This is a genomic window from Streptomyces sp. NPDC046759 (genome assembly GCF_040645475.1).
Taxonomy (GTDB): Bacteria; Actinomycetota; Actinomycetes; order Streptomycetales; family Streptomycetaceae; genus Streptomyces.
In genome coordinates this window covers 121,383-136,769 of the sequence record NZ_JBEYYJ010000022.1, presented here as the reverse complement: position 1 = coordinate 136,769, position 15,387 = coordinate 121,383, and the positions used below count along the sequence as shown (strand labels likewise).

At 73.0% G+C, this 15,387-nt stretch carries 11 protein-coding genes; 10 read left to right on the top strand and 1 reads right to left on the bottom strand.

All coding sequences use genetic code 11. The features are described 5' to 3' along the window. The first annotated feature begins 12 nt into the window (after positions 1 to 12). The 6 genes from ABZ919_RS27565 (at position 13) to ABZ919_RS27540 (ending at position 7,554) form a co-directional block, all read left to right on the top strand. The gene (locus tag ABZ919_RS27565) at positions 13 to 180 is read left to right on the top strand and encodes a hypothetical protein (protein WP_107093214.1); all 168 of its coding nucleotides are present in this window, start codon (positions 13 to 15) and stop codon (positions 178 to 180) included. Between the two features lie 37 nt (positions 181 to 217). Continuing rightward, on the top strand, positions 218 to 703 hold the full coding sequence (locus ABZ919_RS27560) for an Lrp/AsnC family transcriptional regulator (RefSeq protein WP_361252847.1): 486 nt from the start codon (positions 218 to 220) through the stop codon (positions 701 to 703). A 153-nt stretch (positions 704 to 856) separates the two neighbouring features. Next, complete coding sequence (ddaH, locus tag ABZ919_RS27555) at positions 857 to 1,666, top strand: dimethylargininase (RefSeq protein ID WP_361252845.1); 810 nt, start codon at positions 857 to 859, stop codon at positions 1,664 to 1,666. Continuing rightward, the gene (rocD, locus tag ABZ919_RS27550; protein ID WP_361252843.1) at positions 1,666 to 2,886 is read left to right on the top strand and encodes an ornithine--oxo-acid transaminase; all 1,221 of its coding nucleotides are present in this window, start codon (positions 1,666 to 1,668) and stop codon (positions 2,884 to 2,886) included. The genes ddaH and rocD overlap by 1 nt, the downstream gene beginning before the upstream one ends. Positions 2,887 to 3,019: 133 nt before the next feature. Further along, positions 3,020 to 5,482, top strand: coding sequence for a SpoIIE family protein phosphatase (locus ABZ919_RS27545; protein WP_361252841.1), 2,463 nt, complete (start codon positions 3,020 to 3,022; stop codon positions 5,480 to 5,482). Between the two features lie 503 nt (positions 5,483 to 5,985). Further along, positions 5,986 to 7,554, top strand: coding sequence for an amino acid permease (locus ABZ919_RS27540; protein ID WP_361252839.1), 1,569 nt, complete (start codon positions 5,986 to 5,988; stop codon positions 7,552 to 7,554). Between the two features lie 26 nt (positions 7,555 to 7,580). Here ABZ919_RS27540 and ABZ919_RS27535 read toward each other — a convergent pair whose 3' ends face one another. Next, a complete protein-coding gene (locus tag ABZ919_RS27535; RefSeq protein WP_361252837.1) occupies positions 7,581 to 8,267 on the bottom strand; it encodes a helix-turn-helix domain-containing protein in 687 nt (228 codons plus the stop codon). A gap of 238 nt (positions 8,268 to 8,505) precedes the next feature. Between ABZ919_RS27535 and ABZ919_RS27530 the strand changes: the two genes are divergently transcribed. The 4 genes from ABZ919_RS27530 to atzF are packed head-to-tail and all read left to right on the top strand — an operon-like array spanning position 8,506 to position 15,138. After that, on the top strand, positions 8,506 to 9,267 hold the full coding sequence (locus tag ABZ919_RS27530) for an urea amidolyase associated protein UAAP1 (RefSeq protein WP_361252835.1): 762 nt from the start codon (positions 8,506 to 8,508) through the stop codon (positions 9,265 to 9,267). After that, on the top strand, positions 9,264 to 9,905 hold the full coding sequence (locus tag ABZ919_RS27525) for an urea amidolyase associated protein UAAP2 (protein WP_361252833.1): 642 nt from the start codon (positions 9,264 to 9,266) through the stop codon (positions 9,903 to 9,905). The genes ABZ919_RS27530 and ABZ919_RS27525 overlap by 4 nt, the downstream gene beginning before the upstream one ends. After that, complete coding sequence (uca, locus tag ABZ919_RS27520; RefSeq protein ID WP_361252831.1) at positions 9,902 to 13,489, top strand: urea carboxylase; 3,588 nt, start codon at positions 9,902 to 9,904, stop codon at positions 13,487 to 13,489. The genes ABZ919_RS27525 and uca overlap by 4 nt, the downstream gene beginning before the upstream one ends. Further along, the gene (gene atzF, locus ABZ919_RS27515; protein ID WP_361252829.1) at positions 13,486 to 15,138 is read left to right on the top strand and encodes an allophanate hydrolase; all 1,653 of its coding nucleotides are present in this window, start codon (positions 13,486 to 13,488) and stop codon (positions 15,136 to 15,138) included. Before uca ends, atzF begins: the two co-directional genes overlap by 4 nt. Positions 15,139 to 15,387 lie beyond the last annotated feature (249 nt).

Genomic DNA, 15,387 nt, shown 5'->3' with positions numbered 1-15,387 from the left:
GAGGGTGTCGCGATGCCCGGTTCCACGAACGGTTCCACCAAGGCGATGGGGGCTCTCACGGTCGGCGGGCTCGTCGTCGTGACCGCCTACACGGTCGCGCTCGGCAGCAACGGCTGGCTGTGGTTCGGATGGGTGGTCCTGGGCCTGCTGACGCTCGCCATGGTCGTCACGCAGTCGTAGGGACGGCCTTCCGGCGCGGGCTGACTACAGTGCCCGCATGAACAGCAGGACACCCTCCTTCGACGACCTCGACCGCAAGATCGTCACCGCGCTGATGGCGAACGCCCGGACCAGTTTCGCCGAGATCGGCGCGGGCATCGGGCTGTCCGCGACCGCGGTGAAGCGGCGCGTGGACCGGCTGCGGGAGACCGGGGTGATCACCGGGTTCACGGCAACGGTGAAGCCCTCGGCGCTCGGCTGGCGCACGGAGGCGTACGTCGAGGTGTACTGCGAGGGCGCCGCCCCGCCCCGGCGGCTGGCGGAGGTCGTGCGCAACCATCCGGAGATCACCGCGGCCATGACGGTCACCGGAGGCGCCGACGCACTGCTCCACGTGCGGGCACGGGACGTGGAGCACTTCGAGGAGGTGCTGGAGCGGATCCGGGTCGAGCCGTTCATCCGGAAGACGATCAGCGTGATGGTGCTGTCCCACCTTCTGCCGGAAAGCCTGGAAGCGGGCGCCACCCACCCCGCGCCCGAGTGACACGGAGCAGCCGCAGGAACAGTGCGCGCATGCCGCAAGAAACGCAGCGATGCTGCGCATCTACGCAGCTTTTTTTGCTTGTCGGCCGTCTGCCTCCCTTTCTACCGTGGTGTGCACCCCCAGTGACATACCGCAAAGCGGAGGAAACCCTCTGTGTCCGAAAGCCGTGTACAGCGCCCTCGGCGCTTTCTCGTCTGTGAACCCAGACATTTCGCCGTGCAGTACGCGATCAATCCGTGGATGCACCCGGACAAGCCCGTCGACGTGGACCTCGCCCGGGACCAGTGGCAGACGCTGATCCGCACCTACCGCTCCCACGGCCACACCGTCGAGTCGCTCGAGCCGGTGCCCGGCCTGCCCGACATGGTCTTCGCCGCCAACGCGGCGTTCGTGGTCGGCGGCCGGGTGTTCGGCTCCCTGTTCCACGCACCGGAGCGCCGCCCGGAGTCGCTGCACTACGACACCTGGTTCAAGGCAGCCGGTTACGACGTCTACCGCCCGGAAGCGGTGACCGAGGGCGAGGGCGACCTGGTGTGGACGGGCCGGTACGTGCTCGCCGGCACCGGGTTCCGCACCACCCGGGAGGCGCATCGCGAGGCGCAGGAGTTCCTCGGCCATCCGGTGATCGGCCTGACCCTGGTGGACCCGTACTTCTACCACCTGGACACGGCGCTGTTCGTGCTGGACGACGACAACATCTGCTACTACCCGGAGGCGTTCTCCGCGGGCAGCCGCGAGGTGCTGCGGCGCCTGTACCCGGACGCGGTGCTCGCCACCCGCGAGGACGCGATGGCGTTCGGCCTGAACTCCGTCTCCGACGGCCGCCACGTCTTCATCGCCCCCCAGGCCGAGGCGCTCGCCGAACGCCTCGCCGGCCACGGTTACGCCCCCGTCCCCGTCGACCTGTCGGAGTTCCACAAGGCCGGCGGTGGCATCAAGTGCTGCACCCAGGAGATCCGCTGATGACCGCACCCACGCGCACGCGTACGTCCGCCGACCTGATCCGTGCCGAGGAGCCGGTCCTCGCGCACAACTACCACCCGCTGCCGGTGGTCGTCGCCCGCGCCGAGGGCACCTGGGTGGAGGACGTCGAGGGCCGCCGCTACCTCGACATGCTCGCCGGCTACTCGGCGCTGAACTTCGGCCACCGGCACCCGGCGCTGATCGAGGCCGCGCACCGCCAGCTCGACCAGCTGACGCTGACCTCCCGCGCATTCCACAACGACCGGCTCGCGGAGTTCGCCGAGCGGCTCGCGGAGCTGACCGGACTGGACATGGTGCTGCCGATGAACACCGGCGCGGAGGCGGTGGAGAGCGGCATCAAGGTGGCCCGCAAGTGGGCCTACGACGTGAAGGGCGTCCCCGCGGACCGGGCGACCGTCGTGGTCGCGGCGGAGAACTTCCACGGGCGTACCACGACCATCGTCAGCTTCTCCACGGACGAGACGGCCCGGGCGGGTTTCGGCCCCTTCACGCCCGGCTTCCGGATCGTGCCGTACAACGACCTGGCCGCGCTGGAGGAGGCCGTCGACGAGACCACGGCGGCGGTGCTGCTCGAGCCCGTCCAGGGCGAGGCCGGGGTTGTCGTCCCCGACGACGGCTATCTCGCCGGGGTGCGGGAGCTGACCCGCCGCAAGGGCTGTCTGTTCGTCGCCGACGAGATCCAGTCGGGCCTCGGCCGCACCGGACGCACCTTCGCCGTCGAGCACGAGGACGTCGTCCCGGACGTGCTGCTGCTCGGCAAGGCACTGGGCGGCGGGATCGTACCGGTGTCGGCGGTGGTGGCCCGGCGTGAGGTGCTGGGTGTGCTGCACCCGGGCGAGCACGGCTCGACGTTCGGCGGCAACCCGCTCGCGGCAGCGGTCGGCACGGCCGTGGTCGAGCTGCTGGAGACCGGTGAGTTCCAGCGCCGGGCCGCCGAGCTGGGCGTGGTCCTGCGGGACGGGCTGACCGAGCTGGTCGGCCGGGGCGTGGTCGGCTTCCGGTCGCGCGGGCTGTGGGCGGGCGTCGACGTCGACCCGGCGATCGGCACCGGGCGTGAGGTCAGCGAGCGGCTGATGCGCGAGGGAGTCCTGGTGAAGGACACCCACGGTTCCACGATCCGCCTCGCGCCACCGCTGACCATCACGGCCGAGGAACTGCGGTCCGCGCTGGCGGCACTGGAGACGGTGCTGGGCTCGTGACCTCCGGGGGGGCCACAGGCCGCCCCCCCCACTCGGCGGTACGGTGCCCGGTTGTACGCCTCCACCCGATGCCCTGAGGGTGAAGATTGAGCCAAGAGGGGGTAGACCACTCTCAGCTACAGAGAGGTCGGCCGTGAGTGCGTACGAGGAGCAGGACGCCGCCCGGCAGCGGTACGACGTGGCCGATGCCGCTCCTTTGCTGCTCGACGAACAGGGCGTGGTGACGAGCTGGACGGAGGGCGCCCAGCGGCTGCTCGGGTACACGGCCGCCGAGGTGGTGGGCGCCAGGGCGACCCGCCTGCTGTCCGCCGAGGACGCGGCACGGGTGCCCGAGCTGGCCGAGCGGTGCCGCAGGGACGACGGCTGGGCGGGGCTGCTGAACGTACGGCACAAGGACGGGCAGCCGGTCCGGGTGATGGTGCGGATCACACCGGCGACGGATCCCGGTGGCGCGCCGCAGTGGCTGGTTCTGATCTCCGACCTCGCCGAGTCGCGCGGCTGGGACATGAGCCGTGCGGTGCTGGAGCAGATGGTCACCGAGTCCCCCGTCGGCATCGCGATCGTGGACACCGATCTGCGGTGCGTCTGGTCGAACGCAGCCCTGGAGCGGTACGGCGGCGGTTCCGCGCGCGAGCGGCTGGGGCGACGGCTGGCGGAGATCCAGCCGGGCATCGACTCCGAGGGCATCGAGGCGCAGATGCGGCGCGTGCTGAAGACCGGCCGGCCGGTGGTGGGGTACGAGCACGTGGGCCAGGTGAGATCCGCGCCGCACCGCGAGACGGCCCACATGATGTCGTTCACCCGCCTGGACGACGACCAGGGCCACCCGATGGGCGTCTACTACACGGTCGTCGACATCAGCGACCGGCACCGTGCGCGCCGGCGACTGGCCCTGCTCGACCGGGCCGGCGAGCAGATCGGCCGCACGCTGGACATCGTGCGGACCGCGCAGGAGCTGGCCGACGTCTGCGTGCAGGACTTCGCCGACTTCGTCAGCGTGGACCTGCTGGAGTCCGTGCTGCGGGGCGCCGAGCCCGAGCCGGGGCCGGCGCGCGGCACGGACCCGGTACCGCTGCGGCGGGCCGGGCACCAGTCGGTGGACCCGGGGGTCCCCGAGGCCGTCGTGGAGATCGGTGAAGTGGCGACCTACCTCGCCGGATCGCCCCCGGTCCGCTCCCTGGCCACGGGCCGGTCATGGCGCGAGGAGCGGCTCGACCCGCTGGCCGTGGACTGGGCCACGGACGTCCCGGACGGCCGGGCGGCCACCTTCCTGGAGCTGGGTCTGCACAGCGTGATGATCGTGCCCCTCCGCGCGCGGGGCGTCTCGATGGGGGTCACCACCTTCTTCCGGCGCCGGCGCCAGGACCCGTTCGACGAGGACGACCTGAACCTCGCCGAGGACCTGGTGTCCCGGGCGGCGGTCTGCGTGGACAACGCCCGCCGCTACACCCGGGAGCGGGACGCGGCCCTGGTCCTGCAGCGCAGCCTGCTGCCGCACCGGCTGCCCGAGCAGGACGCGGTGGAGGTGGCCGCCTGCTACCGGCCCGCCGACGAACTGACCGGCCTCGGCGGCGACTGGTACGACGTCATCCCGCTGTCCGGCGCGCGCGTGGCCCTGGTCGTGGGCGAGGTGCCGGGGCACGGCATCGACGCCGCGGCGGCCATGGGGCGGTTGCGTACCGGCGTGCGTACCCTCGCGGCGCTCGATCTGCCGCCGGAGGAGGTCCTCGCGCACCTCGACGACCTGGTCACGCGCACGGCCCGCGAGGAAGGGGTGGTCCCCGGCGCCTCGGCGACCGCCGGTGAGCAGGCGGTGGGCTCCGGGTGCGTGTACGTCGTCTACGACCCCGTCGACGGGCAGTGCACGATGGCCGCCGCGGGCCATCCCGCGCCGGCCGTGGTCCGGCCCGACGGCATCGCAGGCTTCGTCGACCTGCCGCAGGGGCCGCCGCTGGGGGCGGGCGGTCCGCCCTTCGAAGCGGTCGAGCTGGCTCTGGCCGAGGGCAGCACGCTGGCCCTGCACACCGACGGGCTGCTGATCCACGGGGACGAGGACGGGACGCTCGCAGCGGGCCGCGAACGGCTGCGCCGCGCGCTGGAACGGCCGGGCGCCACGCTGGACATGCGCTGCCGGGCCGTGGTCGACGCTCTGGTCCCGGACCGGCCGCACGACGACGTGGCCCTGCTGATGGCCCGGACCAGGCTGCTCGGCGCCGATCGGGTCGCCGCGTGGGACCTGCCCGCCGATCCGGCCGTGGTCGCCGACGCCCGCAAGGAGGCCACCCGGCAGCTGACCGAGTGGGGGCTGGGCGAGCTGGCATTCATCACCGAACTGGTCGTCAGTGAGCTGGTCACCAACGCCATCCGGCACGCGGCGGCTCCCGTCCGGCTCCGGCTGATCAGGGGCCGCACCCTGGTGTGCGAGGTGTCCGACGGCAGCGCTACCGCTCCCCATCTGGGCCATCCGCGCGCCATGGACGAGGGCGGCCGCGGGCTGTTGCTGGTCTCCCAGTTCACCGACCGCTGGGGGACCCGCTTCGCACCCGGCGGGAAGGTCATCTGGGCGGAGCAGTCCCTGACCGGCCCGCCGGACTGAGGGACGCGGCGCGTACGCGGACGCCCGGATCGGGCGACCTTCGCCGAGCTCCTGCAGTCCGCGGGCGCGGGTGTACAGCCCGGCCTCCAGGACGCGGACCGGCTGCCGGTGGGGCCGTCGCTTCGAGCGGCCGTGCGCCACCGGCCCGCGGCCGGCGCGCTGGACGTGTGCGGGGAGGGGTACCACCTCGTCGACCTGGCCGGCGGTCACCGCACCGGCGTGGCCGTCGGCGATGAGGACGTCGAGACCGGTCTGGCCCGCCTCGCGGACGCCCGTCCCGCCGGCGCCGGCGGGACGGGCGTGGCGGTGCGCGTCCGCCGTGTCCGCCTGCTCAACCAGTGGGCGGCGGCGCATGCTTGGCGAGGCCGATCGGGTCCGGCAGGCGAAGAGAAGTCACTAACGGCGCGGACACGGTCGCGACACCCGGCGGAAACGGCGCGTTCCTAATTTCTGTCACACGACAGGAACGTTGCAGGACCACGCCTCCGCGACAGGGGACCGACATGACCGTGACCACCGATCCCGCACCGCCGCCGCCTCCGTCCGCCGGCGCCACGGACGACGGCACCCTCGCCACCTTCGGCTACCGCCAGGAGCTGCGGCGGCAGATGGGGCGGTACGCCTCCTTCGCCGCCGGGTTCTCCTTCATCTCCGTCCTCACCACGGTCTTCCAGTTCTTCTCCTTCGGTTACTCCTTCGGCGGCCCGCGGTTCCTGTGGACCTGGCCGGCCGTGCTCATCGGCCAGCTCCTCGTCGCCGCCTGTTTCGCCGAACTCGCCGCCCGTTACCCCATCTCCGGGGCGATCTACCAGTGGTCGACCCGGATGAGCAGCCCGGCCTTCGGCTGGTTCACGGGCTGGGTCATGGTCGTCGGCCAAGTGGTCGTGGTCGCCGCCGCGGCGCTCGCGCTGCAGGTCGTGCTGCCCCCGATCTGGTCCGGTCTCCAGCTCGTCGGCGGCGACGCTGCGCCCACCACCCCGACCGGGGCGGCCAACGCCGCCCTCCTGGCCCTGGTCCTCCTGGTGCTGAGCACGGTCGTGAACGTCCTCGACAACCGCATCATGTCCGCCGTCAACAGGGTCGGCGTCACCGCCGAGATCGTCGGCGCGATCCTCATCGTCGCGCTGCTGTTCACTCACGCCGAGCGTGGTGCCGGCGTCACACTGCGGACGGGCGGCCAGGGCGGCCCGGTGGGGGCGCTGCTAGTTGGCTCGTTCACCGCGGCATACGTGCTCATCGGCTTCGACAGCGCGGGCGAGATGAGCGAGGAGACCCTCAACCCGCGCCGCACTGCTCCGCGCACCATCCTCGGCGCCCTCGCCGCGGCGGGCGCTCTGGGCGGCCTGCTGCTGCTCGGCGGCCTCCTCGCCGCGCCCAGCCTCTCCGACGGCCGCCTCGCCACCGAGGGGCTCAGTTACGTCCTCACCAGCAGCCTGGGCAGCGTCGTGGGCAAGGTGCTCCTCGCCGACGTGGCGGTCGCCATCTGTGTGGCCACGCTCGCCATCCAGACCGCGGGCACCCGGATGCTGTTCTCGATGGCGCGCGACGGAATGCTGCCCTTCTCCTCCCGGCTGGCGAAGGTCTCGCCGCGCACGGGCATGCCCTTCCTGCCCGCCCTGGTGGTCGGCGGCCTGGCCGCGGCGCTCGCGCTGCTCAGCCTCGCATCCCCGGAGGCGTTCGTGGCCATCGGCACCACATGCATCGCGATGCTGTATCTCGCGTACGCCGGGGTCACGGCGCCCATGCTGGTCCGGCGGCTGAAGGGCCGGTGGCCGACGGCGGACGCCGGCGACCGGGACGAGCTCGGCCGGCCGCTGTTCTCCCTCGGCCGCTGGGGCCTGCCCGTCAACGCGCTCGCGGTCGTCTACGGACTGTTCATGACGGTCAATCTGTCCTGGCCCCGCCCCGCGGTGTACGACCCGGCGGGTGGCCACTGGTACTTCCAGTGGTTCACCGTCCTGTTCGTCGCCGCCACCATCGCCGCCGGTGCGGTCCACCGCCGTCGCGGAGGGGCTGCCCCGGCGGCGGAGGGACCTGGCGGCAGGGACCCGGCCGAAGCCGTACGGATCTGACGGGGACACACGCCCCGAGGGCGTCGTCAGCCCAGCGCCGCGAGGAGCCCCTCCCCCTCGCGGCGCAGTCGTGCCAGGGAGCGCTGCGGCACGCCCGCGATCCGCAGCGCCGCGTCGGCCGTCGCCACCGCGAGGGTCAGCGGGGCGCGGGCGGGGTCGGCCCGCCGAACGAGGATCACGCTTTCGGTGAGGCCGAAGACGAGGTCCGTACGGAGCCCGAGCTCCGCCGCACCGAGCGTCCCGCCCGGCTCCGTACCCGCCAGCAACTCGCCGTAGACCGCCTTCAGTTCGGTCCGGATCCGGTGGAAGACGGCGAAACGCTCCGTCTGCGCCTCGGGGAGGAGATAGAGGGCTCCCAGGTTGTGCGGGCCGCGGCACAGCAGCATGACGTCCGAGCGGCACAGGGCCCACAGCCGCGCCTCCGCGGCCGCCGCGGTACGGGCCACCAGCTCGCGCGCGACCTCCAGGGAGGGGCGGACGGTCCCCTCGAGGAGGGCCGCGAGGATCGCTTCCTTGCCGTCGAAGTAGTGGTAGAGCGAGGCCTGGCGCAGACCGGCCCGCTCGGCGACCGCACGGGTGGAGGTCGCGGTGTAGCCCTGCGTGGTGAACAGTTCGGCCGCGACGGCCAGCACCTCTTCCCGCGGCTCCAGCCCACTGGCGGGACGCTCCTGGGCACGTGGGCGGCCGACTCTTCTGCTCGTGGACGGGCTCACCCCGTGATCCTCGCACAGGCCCGCGAGGTCCCCGCACGGCGAGCTGCCCGGGTGAGGTGCCGGTTACCGCGCCGTAACGCCCGGGCAACGGCCGGGACTCGCCGCGCCTCTAGTTTCTGTCGTACGACAGAAATAGCGCCGAGCCGGAGGTTCAGCAGTGACGACACCGTCAGCGACAGCGTCGGCCCGTGGTGCCAGGGACCATGCCCGCGCCCAGGAGGGCACGAGGTCCGCGACCATGCCCGTACTGCCCGCGAGCAGTTGGCCGGCGCCCCCGGAGGGCATCGCCGCCGAGGACCTCGTGTGGGCCGAGACCGTGGCGGGCGGCAACTACACCCACAAGGTCCTCGCGCGGGGCACCGAACTGCGGCTGACCGACCTCACCGGCGACGCGTGCGCTCACGTCCTGCTGTACAGCGCCGACCGCCCCTGGGAACGGCTGAACGTGGCCGACACGGTCAAGGTGCTCTGGAACGCGTACCTCGGCGAGGGGCGGCTGCTCCTGTCCGACCAGGGCCGTGTCCTCGCCTCCGTCACCGAGGACACCTCAGGCCGGCACGACGCCCTCACCGGCACCTCCACCCTCGTCCGCAACACCGTGCGCTACGGGGACGGGTCCTGCCGGTCCTCCTCCCCGGCCGGGCGTGAGCTGTTCAAGCTCGCGGCCCTCAAGAACGGCCTCGGCCCGCGGGACATCCCGCCGTCCGTCTCCTTCTTCCAGGGGGTACGGATCGCCGAGGACGGCACCACCGGGTTCACGGGCTCCGCGGGCGCCGGCACGTACGTGACACTGCGCGCCGAGCAGCCGCTGACCGTGCTGATCGCCAACGTGCCGCATCCACTGGACCCGCGCCCCACGTACGTCTGCGGGCCTCTGGAGGTCCTCGCGTACCGGTCCCGGCCGACCGGCCCCGGCGACGCGCTGTGGGACGCGACGCCCGAGGGCCGCCGCGCCTTCCTCAACACCGCCGAGCACCTCACCGCCAGGGGGATCGCATGACCAGCGCCGCCGCCGGACGCATTCTCGCCGACCGTACCGTCCCCGCCCGCGCCGCCTGGTCCGCCGTCGTCCGCAAGGGCCAACTGCTGGCCATCACCGACCTGTACGGCAACCAGGCCGCGGACTTCCTCGCCTACGACGCGCACGACACCTCCGTGCGCTACAGCGCCCCCGACACCATCCAGGCCCAGGGCGGCATCTTCCTGACCACCGGCTCGGTGCTGCTGTCCAGCGAGCACACCCCGCTGATGACCGTCGTCGAGGACACCTGCGGTCGGCACGACACCGTCGGCGGCGCCTGCTCCAAGGAGTCCAACACCCTCCGCTACGGACACCACACCTGGTCGCAGCACGCCTGCGTGGAGAACTTCCTCGCCGAGGGCGGCAAGCACGGCCTGGGCAAGCGCGACCTGGTGTCCAACGTCAACTGGTACATGAACGTGCCGGTCGAGGCGGACGGCACCCTCGGCATCGTCGACGGCATCTCGGCCCCGGGCCTGCGAGTCGTGCTGCGTGCCGAGACCGACGTGCTCGTGCTGCTCTCCAACTGCCCGCAGATCAACAACCCCTGCAACGGTTTCGACCCGAGCGCCCTGCAGACGACCATCACGGAGCCGGACGGGAGCCGCACCCCATGACGTTCGACACCCTGCTGGTCGCCAACCGCGGAGAGATCGCCTCGCGCATCATCCGCACCGCCCGCCGGCTCGGCCTGCGCACCGTCGCGGTGTACTCCGACCCGGACCGCGGGGCCGAACACGTCCGGCTGGCCGACGAGGCCGTACGGCTCGGCCCGGCACCCGCCAAGGACTCCTACCTCGACGCCGGCCTGGTCCTGCGGGCCGCAAAGGACACCGGAGCGGGCGCCGTCCACCCCGGTTACGGCTTTCTTTCCGAGGACGCCGGCTTCGCCCGCCGCTGCGCCGAAGCGGGCCTGGTCTTCGTCGGCCCCACCCCCGAACAGCTGGAGCTGTTCGGCGCCAAGCACACCGCGCGCGCCGCCGCCCACGCGGCGGGCGTGCCCCTCGCCCCCGGCACCGGGCTGCTGCCCGACGTGGACGCGGCTCTCGCGGCGGCCGAGGAGATCGGCTACCCGGTGATGCTCAAGGCGACCGGCGGCGGTGGCGGTATCGGCATGCAGGCGTGCCACGGCGCCGACGACCTCGCCGGCGCCTGGGAGCGGGTGCAGCGCCTGGCAGCCGCCTCCTTCTCCTCCGCCGGCGTCTTCCTGGAACGGCTCGTCGAGTCCGCCCGCCACGTCGAGGTGCAGGTGTTCGGCGACGGCGAGGGCCGCGTCGTCACCTTCGGCGACCGCGACTGCACGCTGCAGCGCCGCAACCAGAAGGTCCTGGAGGAGGCCCCCGCGCCGAGTCTTCCGGACCCGGTTCGCGAGCAACTGAGCACCGCGGCCCGCGATCTGTGCGCCTCCGTGCGCTACCGCTCCGCAGGCACGGTCGAGTTCGTGTACGACGCCGGCGAGGAAGAGGCGTACTTCCTTGAGGTCAACACCCGCCTCCAGGTGGAACATCCGGTCACCGAGGAGATCCACGGTATCGACCTCGTCGAGTGGATGCTGCGCCTCGCGCAGGGCGACACCGCGGTCGTCACCGCACCCCCGGCGCCGAAGGGCCACGCCGTCGAGGCACGCATCTACGCCGAGGACCCGTCCCGCGACCACCGCCCGAGCGCGGGCCTGCTGACCCACGTCGCCTTCCCCTCCGATGTCCGCGTCGACACCTGGGTGGAGACCGGCACCGAGGTCACGACCTCGTACGACCCGCTGCTCGCCAAGGTCGTCGCGTACGGCGCCGACCGCGCCGAGGCGCTCGACCGGCTGGAAGCCGCGCTCGCCGCGACCCGCCTCGACGGCATCGAGACCAACCTCGGCCTGGTGCGGGCCGCGCTCGGGGACGCCGATGTGCGCCGGGCGGTCCACTCCACCGCCTCGCTCGCCGGGATCAGCGACCCGACGCCGCGCATCGAGGTCGTCGCGCCGGGCACCCTGACCACGGTCCAGGACTGGCCGGGACGCACCGGTCACTGGCAGGTCGGCGTCCCGCCGTGCGGACCGATGGACGACCTGTCCTTCCGGCTCGGCAACACCGCGCTCGGCAACGCCGAGGGCGCGCCCGGCCTCGAGTGCACCCTGCAGGGCCCCTCCCTCCGCTTCACCCACCCGACGACGGTCTGCGTCACGGGCGCTCCCGCACCGGTGACGATCGACGGCGTCGCCGCACAGCAGTGGAAGCCGGTCACCGTGGAGGCCGGGCAGACCCTGGCCGTCGGGGCGCCCGGCGAGCACGGTCTGCGCACCTACCTGCTGTTCGCCGGCGGCCTGGACGTACCGGAATTCCTGGGCAGCGCGGCCACCTTCACCCTCGGCCGGTTCGGTGGGCACGGCGGCCGTGCCCTGCGCGCGGGCGACGTCCTGCACGGCGGCGAACAGCGCCCGGGCACCCGGGCCGTTCCCCTCGACCGGCGCCCGGCCTTCACCGGCGAGTGGCACATCGGCGCGGTCGAAGGCCCGCACGCCGCCCCCGAGTTCTTCACCGACGACGACATCCGCGACTTCTACACCGCGGACTGGAAAGTGCACTTCAACTCGGCGCGCACCGGTGTACGCCTCGTCGGCCCCAAGCCGCGGTGGGCCCGCTCGGACGGCGGCGAGGCCGGCCTGCACCCGTCCAACATCCACGACACGCCGTACTCCGTCGGTGCCGTCGACTACACCGGCGACATGCCCGTCCTGCTCGGACCCGACGGGCCCTCCCTGGGCGGCTTCGTCTGCCCGGCGACGGTCGTGACCGGACAGCGCTGGAAGCTCGGCCAGCTCCGCCCCGGCGACTCGGTCCGCTTCGTCCCCGTCACCACCGAGGCGGCCGCCGTGCTGCGGCGGAACCCGGCCGCGGCACCGCGCGCCGATCGCGGGGCCATCGTCGACGGCGGCATCCTCGCCCGACTGGCGCGCACGGGGACCCGCCCGTCGGTCACGTACCGGCGCAGCGGCGACGACAACCTCCTCATCGAGTACGGGCCGATGCAGCTGGACCTGGCGCTGCGCATGCGGATCCACGCGCTCGCGGAGGCGCTGGCCGGGGAGCGGCTCGACGGCATCGTCGACCTGACCCCCGGCATCCGCTCCCTCCAGGTGCAGGCGGACCCCGACGTCCTGCCGCAGCACGAACTCCTCGAGACGGCCCGGCGGGTGGAGGCGGAACTCCCCGCCACCGACGAGCTGGTGGTACCCAGCAGGATCGTCCATCTGCCCCTGTCCTGGGACGACCCGGCGACCCGGGAGGCCATCGCCCGCTACATGGCGGGCGTGCGCGGCGACGCCCCGTGGTGCCCCTGGAACATCGAGTTCATCCGCCGCGTCAACGGCCTGGAGACGGTCGACGACGTGTACCGCACCGTCTTCGACGCCGAGTACCTGGTCATGGGCCTGGGGGACGTGTACCTGGGCGCGCCGGTCGCCACGCCGCTGGACCCGCGGCACCGGCTGGTCACCACCAAGTACAACCCGGCCCGCACCTGGACCGCCGAGAACTCGGTCGGCATCGGCGGCGCGTACCTGTGCGTCTACGGCATGGAGGGCCCCGGCGGCTACCAGTTCGTCGGCCGCACCACGCAGGTGTGGTCGGGCTGGCAGCAGCGCGGCGCCTTCGAGCCGGGCAGGCCCTGGCTGCTGCGGTTCTTCGACCGGATCAGGTGGTACCCCGTCGAGGCGGACGAACTCCTCGAACTGCGTGCGGACATCACGTCCGGCCGGTTCGTACCGAGAATCGAGGAGGGTTCCTTCTCGCTCGCCGAGTACCAGCGGTTCCTCGCCGAGAACGCCGGGCCGATCGCCGAGTTCCGGGCCCGGCAGAGGGCGGCCTTCGGCGCCGAACGCGACGCCTGGGAGGCGGCGGGCGAGTTCGCCCGTGCCGAGACGGCCGCGGAGGTCGTCCCGCCGGTCACCGATGTCGAGACCCCCGCGGGCGGCCACCTGGTCGAGGCCGAGTTCACCGCCTCCGTCTGGCAGGTCGACGTGGAGGTCGGCGACCGCGTGTCGGCCGGACAGCCTCTCCTCGCGCTCGAGGCGATGAAAATGGAGTCCCGTGTGACCTCCCCCGCCGACGGCATCGTCGCGGAGATCCTGACCAGGCCGGGCAGCCAGGTGGAGGCGGGCGCCGCGCTCGTCGTCCTCGCTCCCGTCGAGACCGTGGAGGCAGCCGCGTGATCTCCGCAGTGGAACGGGTGCGCGCCGCCTACGCGCGCATCGCGCAGGTGGACCGGCCCGAGGTGTGGATCGGCCTGCGCCCGCAGGCCGAGACGGAGGCGGACGCCGCCGCGGTCGACGCGAAGGCCGCCGCCGGTGACCGGCTGCCGCTGGCCGGGACGGTGTTCGCGGTCAAGGGCAACATCGACGTGGCCGGGTTGCCGACCACTGCCGGCTGCCCCGCCTACGCGTACCGGCCGGACGCCGACGCCCCGGCCGTGGCCCGTCTGAAGGCCGCGGGCGCCGTGGTCCTCGGCACCACGAACCTCGACCAGTTCGCGACCGGCCTGGTCGGCACCCGCAGCCCGTACGGCGCTGTCCGCAACGCCGTCGACCCCCAGCGCGTGTCCGGCGGCTCCTCGTCCGGCTCGGCGGTCTCCGTGGCGCTCGGCATCGCCGACATCGCGCTCGGCACGGACACCGCGGGCTCGGGGCGGGTCCCGGCGGCCTTCAACGGCATCGTCGGCCTCAAACCGACCATCGGGCTGGTCCCGGCCGAGGGCGTCGTCCCGGCCTGTGCCTCGCTCGACTGCGTCACGGTCTTCGCCCGCACGCTCCCGGAGGCCGAGCTGGCGCTGTCCCTCGTCTCGGCGCCGTCCGCGCCGGCCCGTCCGGCGCCGGCGCCCCGGCATCCGGGGCCGTGGCGGATCGCCGTTCCCGGGCCCGAGCAGCTCGGCCGGATGGACACGGGCTGGACCGAGGCGTTCGAGACGGCGGCAGGCCGGCTCGCCGACGCGGGCGCCGAACTGCTCCCGGTCGACCTGGCACCGTTCACCGAGGCGGCGGCCATGCTGTACGAAGGCGCGTTCGTCGCCGAGCGCTACACCGCCGTCGGCGCCTTCGTCGACGCGCACGCGGGCTCGGCGGACCTCGATCCGACCGTGGCCGGGATCATCTCCCGGGCCGGGGAGATCCGGGCCCACCAGCTCTACGCCGACCGGGCGAAGCTCGCGTCCCTGCGCACCCGGGCCCTTGCCTCCCTGGGCGGCGCGGACGCCCTGCTCCTGCCGACCGCCCCGGGCCACCCGACGATCGCGGAGGTCGCCGCCGATCCGCTGGGCGCCAATGCCCGGCTGGGCCGCTTCACCAACTCGACCAACCTCTTCGACATGGCGGCGGTGGCCGTTCCCGCGGGCGAGGTGAACGGGCTGCCGTTCGGTGTCATGCTGATCGGCCGGGCCTTCACGGACGAGCGGCTCGTGCGCATCGCCGGGCTGCTCAGCGCCCCGCCGGTGCGGCTCGCGGTGATCGGTGCCCACTTGTCCGGGCAGCCGCTGAACGGACAACTGCTCGCCGTGGGAGGACGGCTGGTCCGTGCCACCACGACCGCTGCCGCCTACCGGCTGTACGCGCTGGACACCCTGCCTGCGAAGCCGGGTCTGGTCCGGGTCGGCGAAGGCGGTGGCGCGATCGAGTCCGAGGTCTGGCAACTGCCCGCCGAGGGACTGGGCGCGCTCCTCGCGGCGCTGCCCCGTCCGATGGCGCTCGGCAGCGTGGAACTCGCGGACGGCAGCTTCGTCACCGGCTTCCTCTGCGAGCCCGAGGCCGTCGAGGGTGCCCGTGACATCACCTCGTTCGGCGGCTGGCGCGCGTACCTGGCGGTTCCCTGAACGCCCTGCTGCGAAGTCCCGTCCCGCTCTGGGCCCGGCGCAGTGACTTCTGTAGGCTCACGCCACCGCTTGTGTGCGGTCGCCACCCCCGGTCTTTGGCCGTCAAGAGTCCAGGGCGGCGCCGGTGCCTGACCGGCCGTCAGTCCACTCGGGAAGGGTCAGCATGAGACCGACCGAACATGGCTACAGATGACCAAGGGTGCGATCGAGCCCCTTTCCGTGATCGCTGCGCTGACCTGGGAGACGTCG